4 protein-coding genes are annotated in these 6,869 nt (G+C 67.0%); all 4 read left to right on the top strand.

Annotated features, from left to right (window positions below; all coding sequences use genetic code 11):
• Positions 1 to 966: 966 nt before the first annotated feature.
• Positions 967 to 1,476, top strand: a complete 510-nt coding sequence (locus ACLBYE_RS28850) for an RNA polymerase sigma factor (protein ID WP_447696784.1) — start codon at positions 967 to 969, stop codon at positions 1,474 to 1,476.
• A 72-nt stretch (positions 1,477 to 1,548) separates the two neighbouring features.
• Complete coding sequence (locus tag ACLBYE_RS28845; protein ID WP_447696783.1) at positions 1,549 to 2,451, top strand: FecR family protein; 903 nt, start codon at positions 1,549 to 1,551, stop codon at positions 2,449 to 2,451.
• A 183-nt stretch (positions 2,452 to 2,634) separates the two neighbouring features.
• On the top strand, positions 2,635 to 5,202 hold the full coding sequence (locus ACLBYE_RS28840) for a TonB-dependent siderophore receptor (protein WP_447696782.1): 2,568 nt from the start codon (positions 2,635 to 2,637) through the stop codon (positions 5,200 to 5,202).
• A gap of 442 nt (positions 5,203 to 5,644) precedes the next feature.
• Positions 5,645 to 6,869: S8 family peptidase (locus tag ACLBYE_RS28835; protein ID WP_447696781.1), on the top strand; the 1,225-nt coding region annotated here is incomplete at its 3' end.

The following is a 6,869-nucleotide window of genomic DNA, read 5'->3' as shown; positions in this document are numbered from 1 at the left end:
TCACGCAGATCCTGGCTGTAGGGTCGGCCCATGGTCTGCTCCTCATCTGGAGCGCGCAATGAATCAGCCCAACAGCCCGACGTGAACCCCAACTGGCCGATTCAGCGCAAACCGAAAACGCTCTAGCAACGGAACGACCACGGCAGCGAACAAAGCCAAGAAGTATTGCCGGAACAACGAGCCCCGTGGTGAAATCAGGATGCGAGCCATCGCCGGATCCATTCCGAGGCGCGTCGATCCGCTTCGGGAAACCCCAGATTGCCCACAGGACTGCCACCGCGACGTACCGGGTATTGCCCTATCTCGTCGATCAACGCGCGATTATGTTCCGGACCTGAGTGCAGCGCCAGTCTGCCGGTTGCGTCGCCGACCGAAGCGGCGTTCGGGCACTTATCGAGAGAAGCCGCGCTGCCGCGACGTCTGTTTCGGAGAAGCAGCCCGAATCGGCTGAGCGACCGAGATGGGACGGTAGATGTGGCGAAGCGGATATAGCTGCACGGACCAAGTCCGACCCTTTGAGACCCTCGCAGCGCCAGAGTGCAGGCCGCGTTGCGAGGCGAAGGTCGTCGCCGGAACGGGCGGCTCTGCGATAGGCCGGGTTCGAGCACCATGTCGAGGACGTGGCGTTCGACGTCTGACGGAAGGCTGCCCCGGGACGCTGAGCGCGTCTTGACCACGAACGGCGCGAAGCCGGGTCGAAGAACGCCACCGGCATGCCCGGACCCATGCCGCAGATTTGCAACAGAACATGGAAAACAGCTGTTCTGCTAGAACTGTTCCAGTTCAAGGTCCTGCATTCGCATCGCTGTTTCATTGCGGCCGAACAGGCGTTTGGCTGAGAGCCTGTGCATCAGTTTAGATCGGCTAAAAGCGTTCGGAACGCTTGCATCTATCGTCGGCGTGACAGTCTAATCGGGCGGCGGCGCGCGGTCGTGTGCATCGGCGAGGCACCTGAGGATTGGAATTATGGCGGCGGTATCATTGGATGCCCTACATCGCAGTGAGAACCTGAATCTCCAGCGGTTCCTTCTTCGCAAACTCGGCAACTCTGCCGACGCAGCCGACGCCGCGCAGGAGACGTATCTTCGTCTCGTCAAAGCACTCACGACCACCGACTTGGAGCATCCGCGCCTCTTCCTGTTCTACCTCGCGCGCAACGTCGCCGCCAATCTCGGCAAACGCCGCCGGTTCGAGGCGCGCCTCTTCCGATCCATGACCGATCTCGAACTGTCGAGCGTCGTGGACGGGCACGCGCAGACCGAGACGCAGGTGATCGCCCGCGAGCAGCTGCGCCTCGTGGCGGCGGCGATCGACGGGCTGCCGCCGCGCTGCCGCGAGGCGTTCCTGCTCAGCACCGTCGAGGGCCTCTCGAACGGGGAGGTGGCCGTCCGTCTCGGCGTCAGCCGCAACATGGTCGAGAAGCACCTCATCAAGGCGCTGCTGCACATTCGCCGCGCGTGTCACGAGTTTTTCTGATCGGGCACGTCAGGAGTTCGCGGCCTCGATGGTCTTCATGGGTCGGACGGGCGGAGCGGGCAGCGGGTCGACATGGAGGAGGAGCGCGAGCCCGCGGGCGACGACGAGGCCGCGGACGACCCGATCTACGCGCGGGCCGCGTTCTGGGTGGTTCGCCTGTCCTCCCCCGACGCGACCGATGCCGACCGGGCAGCCTTCGAGACCTGGCGCGCCGCCGACCCGGTCCATGCCGGGGCCTACGCGGAGATGGAGGCGTGGCGAGGCATCGCCGGGCGCGCGCCCGATACGCGCCGGCGCAGGCGGCCGCCGCCGACGCGCCTCGTCGGTCTCGCGGCAGCGCTGGGCCTGTCCGGATTCATCACCTACGAGAGCGGGCTCCTCGACCGTGTCCGCGCCGACGTCTGGACCGGGATCGGCGACATCGAGACGGCGCTCGCCCTGCACTTCACGGCCGCCGCGCGCGACGTCCACCTGCTGCGCGGCGAGGCGGTGTTCGATGTCGTGCCCGACAGCGCCCGACCCTTCGTGGTCCACGGCGGCGGGTTGCGGGTGCGCGCCGTGGGGACGCGCTTCTTCGTCCGGGCCGGCGGGGACGCCGAACCGGTCGGCGTGGCGGAGGGGCGCGTGGACGCGTCGACGACCGCGGGCGCCGTGACCATCGGAGCCGGCGAGGTCGCCCTCCGGAGCGCCGACGGCCATCTGATGGTCGAGCGCGGCGATGTGGGGCGCGCCACGGCGTGGCGGGAGGGCAAGCTCGTCGTCACGGGTCAGCCCCTCGCCGCGGTCGTGGCCGACCTGAACCGCTATCGGCGCGGGCGCATCGTCCTGCTCGGTTCGGGGCTCGGCGCGCAGCGCTTCAGCGGGACGCTCGACATCCGCGACACCGACGACGCGCTCGACGTTCTGGCCGCGACGATGAGCCTGCGCGTCACGCGCTTGACCCCGTACCTCGTCCTCGTCAGGCCGCCGGCCTGACGGGGCGAGAAAAACCGACGCGGGGAGGTCAGGAGTTTCGCGCCTCGATTGTCGTTTGTCCGTGAGGGCCACAGAGCGCGCGCCAAGCGCGCCGCCCTCCGCGGAACGGGGGCATGAATGGCAGTGTGGGATCTTGGCGGCACGCTCGGCCGCGCGCCGGGCGGTCCATGGCGCGGTGCGGCCTTGGCGAGCGCGTCCCTGATCGCGCTCGGGCAGGCGTCGGCCGCGCAGGACCGTTCGATCACCCCGACCTTCGTGCGGGCGGGCGAGCGGCTCAACATCGTGCCCGACGCAGCTGGCGATGCCGCGCCGCCGCGCGCGCTCTCGGAGCGGCGCGTCCGGCTCTCGATCGCGCCCGGCCCCCTCGAGCCGGCCCTGGCGAGCCTCATCGCGCGGACGGGCCTGTCGCTGGCCTACCGGACGGCGCTGACCGAGAACCTCGCGACGCGGGGCGTCGAGGGGGACGTCCTGCCCCTGGAGGCGCTGACGCGGCTGCTCGACGGGACGGGGCTGACCTACCGCGCGGCGAAGCACGCGACGATCACGCTCGTGAACCCGCGCTACGCCCAGGCGTCCCTGCCGCCGGGGGATTCGAACGCGCCGACGCCGGCTGGGGCGGCCGCCGCGTCGGTCACCCTCGACGAGCTCTCGGTCGAGGCCCAGCAGCCGACCTTCGGGACGACGGGCTTCGTCGCGACCCGGTCCACGGCGGGCTCGAAGGGCAACGATTCCATCCTGGAGACGCCCGCCACCGTCAGCGTCATCACCCGCGACGAGCTGAATGTCCGGGGCGTGCAGGACGTCAACCTCGCGGTCGCCTACACGCCCAACGTCCAGGCCGTCGACTATCCCGGCGGCCAGGGCGGTCCGACCTTCACGCTGCGCGGGTTCAACGCCAACAATTTCGACAGCGTCTACGAGGACGGCCTGCGCTACGGCTTCAACTCGTTCGACCAGAACATCGAGCCCTACGCCTACGAGCGCATCGACGTCGTGAAGGGGCCGATCTCGGTCCTCTACGGACAGGGCCAGCCGGGCGGCATCATCAACCTCGTCTCGAAGCGCCCGACCTTCGTGCCGTTCAACGAGGTGTTCATCCAGGGCGGCAATTACGGGCGCGTCCGGGCCGGCTTCGACCTGTCCGGCCCGGTCGAGGGGGCGCCGCAATTCGCCTACCGGGTGACCGGCCTCGTCCGCAACGCCGACAGCCAGGTCAGGTACACGCCGGATGACCGGACCTTCATCGCCCCGGCGCTGACCTGGCGGCCGGACGCCGACACGTCGCTCACGGTGCTGGGCAAGTACGCCGAGTACCGCGGCGGCGGCTCGGAGCAGAGCCTGCCGATCGTCGGCTCGATCCTGCCCAGCGCGCGCGGCTTCTTCCCGCGCAGCCCCTTCGTCGGGCAGCCGAACTTCAACACCGGCCTCCTGGAGAACAAGGAGATCGGCTACATCCTCGACCACAGCTTCGCGCCGGGATGGCTGCTGCACTCCGCCTTCCGGGCCTACGAGACCACCTCGAAGTTCGACGCGGTCGGCGCCAGCCCGGCCTCCACGCCGCCCGGTTTCCTCGCCGTCTCGGTCTTCCCGTACCTGCGCGACCAGTCGAGCCAGGGGCTCCTGACCGACACCTACATCCAGGGGCGCTTCGACACCTGGAACATCCAGCACGACGTCGTCTTCGGCGTCGGCTTCCAGAACTACCACCGCCGCGACGCGCGGACCTTCCCGAACGGCTACCCGACGATCGCCGCGAACCGCCTGATCGACCTGTACGATCCGGTCTACAACCTCGGCATCGCCTTCCCGCAGCGCACGAACGTCTCGACCCGGGCGCTCCAGCAGCAGACGGGCGCCTATGTCCAGGACCAGATGAAGTGGAACGGCTTCATCCTCACGGGGAGCCTGCGCAACGACTGGGTCGACCAGCAGGTCCGGACCACCTTCAATTTCCCGACTCTGCCGGTCGCGACCCTCAACAGGACGACGATCGACAACCAGAACTTCTCGGCCCTGAGCTACCGGGCCGCCCTGGGCTACGCGTTCGCCGCCGGAATCGTGCCCTACGCCGCCTACTCGACGTCGTTCAACCCGCAGATCGCCGGCCAGCGGGCGGACGGGTCGGCGCTGCCGCCCCGCGAGGCCAGCCAGATCGAGGGCGGCGTCAAGTGGCAGCCGGTCGGCACCAACGCGCTCGTCACCGCGTCGTATTTCGAGATCACGCAGACCAACATCCCCCTGGCCGATCCCCGCAACCCCGGCTTCTTCATCGTGACCGGCGCGGCGGAGTCGCGGGGCTTCGAACTGGAGGGCAAGGCGAGCCTGTTCGACGGGTTCAACCTGATCTTCGGCTACGCCCACCTCGACACGAAGGTCACGCGGAACGCGACCAACCCGGCGCTCGTCGGCAATCGCCTGCCGAACGCGCCGGACAACACCCTGTCCCTCTTCGCCGACTACACCTTCCCGCTGAACTCGCCCTTCGCTGGCTTCCGGGCTGGGGCGGGCGTGCGCTACGTCGGCGAGCGGACGGACGCCACCAACGTCGATCGCATCCCGGCCTACGCCCTCGTCGACGCCTCGCTGAACTACGACCTCGCCCAGCTGAACCCGGCCTGGAAGGGCGCGATCCTGTCGGTGAACGCCAACAACATCTTCGACCAGCGGTACTTCACGTCGGGCTTCTACACCGGCTACGTCTTCGAGGGGTTCCGCCGGAGCGTGTTCGGGACGCTCACCTATCGCTGGTAGGACCGTCGGACGATGACGCGCGGCGCCGACCGTCCCCGGGCGGCCGGACCGGAGGGGGACCGGCGGGCGTCGGCCCCCCGGTTCACCGCCGCGCGAACCTTCCGCCTGTGTCTGTGGCCGCATCGCGGGAGCGGGCTGGTCGCAGCGCCGTTTTGGCCCGATCTGGCCGCATCGAACCGCGGCGCTCGGCCAAGCTCGCGATTTCCGGGGGGCTATCCGTTCCAGAAAGGGGGATCCCCGTTTCAGGACGTCGCGCGCGGCACCGAGTGTGGCCGCAATGTGATAGTCCGTTAAACCCGCATTTCCTAACCCCCGTGCAAAGCTTGCGGCAGGCATGACGGGGGTCAGTCCGGTGGTCCAACAGTATAGCGATGTAGAGCGTGTGACCGGATCCTGTGATCCGAGCCGGGGCCCGGGCGCCGGAACCCGGCGGCGCGGCCCCGTGCGGTTCGGATTGCTGGTCGGCAGCTCGCTCGCGACGCTCGCGCTGGCTCTGGGATCTGTGGCGGCGCAGACCGTGCCGGCGCGCTCGCCCTCGACCTTCGATGCCTTCGGCGTTCCGTTGACGGCGGCGCAGTTCGACACGCCCGAATACCGGGCTGATTGGGGGTTGGCAGCGATCAACGCCGCGACAGCCTATGCGCGCGGCTTCACCGGAAACGGCGTCCTGGTTGCTGTTGTTGATAGCGGCATTGACCCGAATCATCCCGAATTTAATAACCGCCTCGGCCGTATTTCTCCATTTTCCCGTAATTTCATTCCTCCAAACGATCCTTTCCTGCTCGGTGACACGGACCCCAGAAGCCACGGCACCCATGTGGCGGGAACAATAGCAGCAGCCCGCAACGGAACGGGTATGATGGGCGTCGCTTTCGACAGCACGCTCCTGGCACTCTTCGATCTGACGAATACTGCAAATGCAATCGATTACGCGGCTCAGCAGAAAGCCAGAGTTTTAAATGGCAGCTATGGACCTGTTGTTTCCGAGCCATTCGATAGCAACGGAATTCCGAATCCAACCTATCGGAGATTGACGACACAAGAATACATGCTGAGCGATATTAATCAGTATCAAGCGATAAAGCGGGCGGTCGACCGCGACATGCTCTTGGTGTTTGCAGCTGGCAATGAACGTCTGGATCAGCCCGATGTGACGACGAGTCCGACGGGTGCCGCGCTATACCCGTTCATCAAGCCCGAAAATGCCAATAGCGGCATCTACCAATTCTACACTCGCCGCGGACTGAACTCCGCCAACATGGAAAGCGTCGATGTAGATCCGGTCGGACCAGTCGATCAGAGCAAGATCGACTTCTCCAGTCTTTCTGGCTACATCATGTCTGTAGTCGCGGTCGACTCCAGCAACCGAATTGCCTGGTTCAGTAATCTGTGCGGCGTCACAGCGGCGTGGTGCATTGCGGCGCCGGGAACAAACATCTACTCCACCGTCCAGGTCGGAACGGAGCTTAACGGCTCAAACTACGGATCTAAGCAAGGCACCTCGATGGCCGCGCCTCATGTGACCGGTGCCGCCGCTGTCCTGCGTCAGGCGTTCCCGTTCCTGACGGCGCCGCAGATCGCCCAGACCATGTTCACCACCGCCACCCACCTCGGCGACGGGCCTGCCAACGCCCCGAACGCCACTTTCGGCTGGGGCCTGCTCAACC

Source organism: Methylobacterium sp. A52T (genome assembly GCF_053346095.1).
Note: the sequence above shows the minus strand (reverse complement) of the source record. Positions and strands in the feature narration are given on the sequence as shown.

What these genes read in the sequence shown, in the direction of transcription:
- ACLBYE_RS28850 (WP_447696784.1), top strand. Translation starts at nt 967, where the DNA reads ATGGCGGCGGTATCATTGGATGCCCTACATCGCAGTGAGAACCTGAAT.
- ACLBYE_RS28845 (WP_447696783.1), top strand. Translation starts at nt 1,549, where the DNA reads ATGGAGGAGGAGCGCGAGCCCGCGGGCGACGACGAGGCCGCGGACGAC.